Origin of the sequence: Pseudomonas sp., assembly GCF_035277045.1 — a bacterium.
GTDB lineage: Bacteria > Pseudomonadota > Gammaproteobacteria > Pseudomonadales > Pseudomonadaceae > Aquipseudomonas.
The window spans coordinates 1-2,829 of record NZ_DATELE010000302.1; the positions used below are offsets into that span (position 1 = coordinate 1).

At 64.5% G+C, this 2,829-nt stretch carries 3 protein-coding genes and 1 pseudogene; all 4 read right to left on the minus strand.

Annotation, left to right across the window (positions count from 1 at the left end):
- Positions 1 to 286 precede the first annotated feature (286 nt).
- Complete coding sequence (locus VJS90_RS20605) at positions 287 to 922, minus strand: DUF998 domain-containing protein (protein ID WP_324123481.1); 636 nt, start codon at positions 920 to 922, stop codon at positions 287 to 289.
- A gap of 157 nt (positions 923 to 1,079) precedes the next feature.
- Positions 1,080 to 1,430: a RidA family protein gene (locus VJS90_RS20610; RefSeq protein WP_414704964.1), complete on the minus strand. Its 351-nt coding sequence runs from the start codon at positions 1,428 to 1,430 to the stop codon at positions 1,080 to 1,082.
- Positions 1,431 to 1,442: 12 nt separating this feature from the next.
- Complete coding sequence (locus VJS90_RS20615; protein ID WP_324123483.1) at positions 1,443 to 2,618, minus strand: FAD-binding oxidoreductase; 1,176 nt, start codon at positions 2,616 to 2,618, stop codon at positions 1,443 to 1,445.
- Positions 2,611 to 2,829, minus strand: a pseudogene (locus VJS90_RS20620) (FAD/NAD(P)-binding oxidoreductase); the annotation flags it as partial. The gene VJS90_RS20615 and the pseudogene VJS90_RS20620, both read right to left, overlap by 8 nt.

Here is a 2,829-nt window from a genome sequence, read left to right on the forward strand (position 1 = left end):
TAAAACAGGAGTACCGCCAGAACAAGGCGAAGGATGCCGCGGTGGCCGGAACGGTGGTCGGCGGATCCAGGCAGCGCCAGGATCGTCGTGAGGATCGCAGAAATACCCAGAGTACGACGGCGACCTCCTCCGCCTACAGCAGTTGCATGCAGCAACGTGGTTATCAAGTGACGCCTTGAATCTGCTGGCCCTGGCGCCGTTGTCACCATCGAGCCCGCTCAGCGGGAAGAACTCTGTCAGAGCGGGTCGGTGGTCGGTGGCAACGGCCCGGGCATTCCACTGCTGGTCAATTCACCGCAAGCGCCCTGTCCCTCCCCGCCAACACAGCCAGCGCCGCCACCCAGACAACACAAACCCCATAGTTCAGCCGCTGGTAGAACCCGAACATGTGGCCCTCATCCAACGCCTTTCCCATCATCAGGGCCGTCACGAATGACCCGATCACGCACAGCGCCGAAAACACCGCGAACCCAGGAGATGCAAGCACGCGCTTCCCGGCAAGCACCCACAGCGCCATCGCCGCTGTCAGCGACAGAAACATCACCAGCCCTGCCAGGTTGTGGCTCATCTGCGACTCGGAAGGCACCGCCGGCGCGCAGCCGGCATCGCATGGGAAATAGCCGGTCCCGAAGCTCGCCAGACCATGAAGCAGGATGAACCCCGCGCTGACCAACGCCAGCCACGACCCCACGAAGCGCCGGGCGACCCCGGCGGCGAACAAGACAAACAACACGCCCAGCGGGAAATTGTTCACCCACGCGGAAAACCCGTGGGTAGGCGCACCCTGAGCGCCCAGCATGCTCATGGCCTGGTCGAGATGGCTGTACCCCGGATAGGCCAGCGCCGTCAGCGTTACCCCGATCAACAGCCAGAACGGTATCAGCAGCCCCGCGCCCAGCAACATCCTGTCGATGGTTTTCATGGTGCACATTCCTTGTGATGGTGATGTTCCGATTCCTTTTCACTCCGGGCTCACCACCAGGGTGACCCGCAATGGCGCCTACAGGCGGGGGACTGTAGCTGCCATTGCGGTGTGCATACAAGGGTCGAAATCCGGGTGTCGGCCTTCACCGCTCTCCTTAGCCAGCCGCTACAACCGTGATCTCCACCAACAGCTCCGGCGCGGCCAACCGCGACTCGACCGTGGCCCGGGCAGGCGCATGCCCTTCCGGCGCCCAGGCATCCCAGACTTCATTCATCCCGGCGAAATTCGCCTCGATATCCGACAGCCAGACCTGCGCGCTGAGAATCCGGGTCTTGTCCAGCCCTGCCTTGGCCAGGTAGTTGTCGATCTTCTCCAGCACTTGAGCGGTCTGCCCTTTGATATCCAGCGTGCGGTCAGTCGCGGTCTGCCCGCCCAGGAAGGTGAAGCCGTTGCACTGAACGACGCGGCTCATGCGTTGGTTGGTCTCGATACGGGTAATTTCCAGCATGTGAACTCCTCAATGTTGAGCGATGGTTGTTGCGGGTTGAATAGCTGACGGCCCTGCGGACGCCGTGTTGAATCGATCAATGGCAAATGCGTCCAGGGAAATGTCGGACGCCTCTCCCAGGATGAGCTGGGCCAGGCGCTTGCCGGTGCCGGGCCCCATATGGAAACCGCTGCCACAGAAACCAAACGAATAACTCAGGTTGCTGGCCTTGCGGCTGGCGCCAATCACCGGCAGATCGTCCGCGATGAACGCCTCCACGCCGGCCCAGACGCGGTTGACCGCCAGGTGCTTCAGGTGCGGGAACAGGTCTGTGACCGTGCGCGCGCTGGTCGCCAGCTGGTCCATCTCGACTTCGCCATGCCGTGCCGGAAAGTCCAGCGACCCCACCAGCTTTCCGCCGATCACCAGCGTTCCATTGGCGAACTGCTTGAACGACAGCGCCCTGCCCGTGGCCCCCAGCACCGGTCCGCAAAACGGTGCGACGCGGTGGGTCACCATCAGCATCAGCCCTTCAGGCCGCACGGGCACCGGCTCGCCGACTTGCGCGGCCAGCTCGCCGGCCCAGGCGCCAGCGGTAACGACCAGGTGCTCGGCAGTGAAGTGGCCCTCCGGGGTGGTCACGCGCCAGCGGGTACCCGTCTGCTCGACTCGCTGAACAGGCGTCTGTTCATGCACCCGTACGCCACGCTTCTGCGCCGCCAGGCGAAACGCAGTGACGGTCCTGAAGGGTTGCGCGTAGCCATCGTCCTGCACCCAGATTCCGCCCACCACATGCCTCGCTACCGCTGGCACGCGCTCGAAGACCTCCTGCTGTTCGATGAGGGTTTCATGGGTAAAACCCAGGGCCTGCAACTGCCGCACCCGCTGCCGGCACTCCTCCAGTTCGGCCACGCTTTCAGCCAGCTTGAGCTGCCCGCTGGGGACAAAGCCGCCGTCATCGCCCAGCATTCCCTTGAGCTCATGCCACAGCGTCCTTGATGACAGCGCCAAGGGTATTTCCGCGGCATGCCGGCCCAGGGTGCGCACGCCCCCGGCATTGACCCCCGAGGCATGCCGGCCGCAGTAGTCCGCTTCCAGCAGCGTCACCTTGACCCCGGCCTGAGCCAGGTGCAGCGCGGTGCTCAGCCCGTGGATGCCGCCACCGATCACCAGCACCTCGGCATGGCGTGCGCTCGACTCAATCACCGGCAAGCTCTCCCAGGGTAATGGGCTTGATGGGCGGACGGATGCGGTAGTAGCCCACCTCTTGCGCTGGCACGCCGCGGGCGTCGGCGATCACCTCGGTGACGGTCAGCCCGCACAGGCGCCCCTGGCACGGCCCCATGCCGCAACGGCCGAACGACTTGGCCTGGTTGGGGCCCGCGCAGCCCAGGGCTACGAAACTGCGCAACTCACC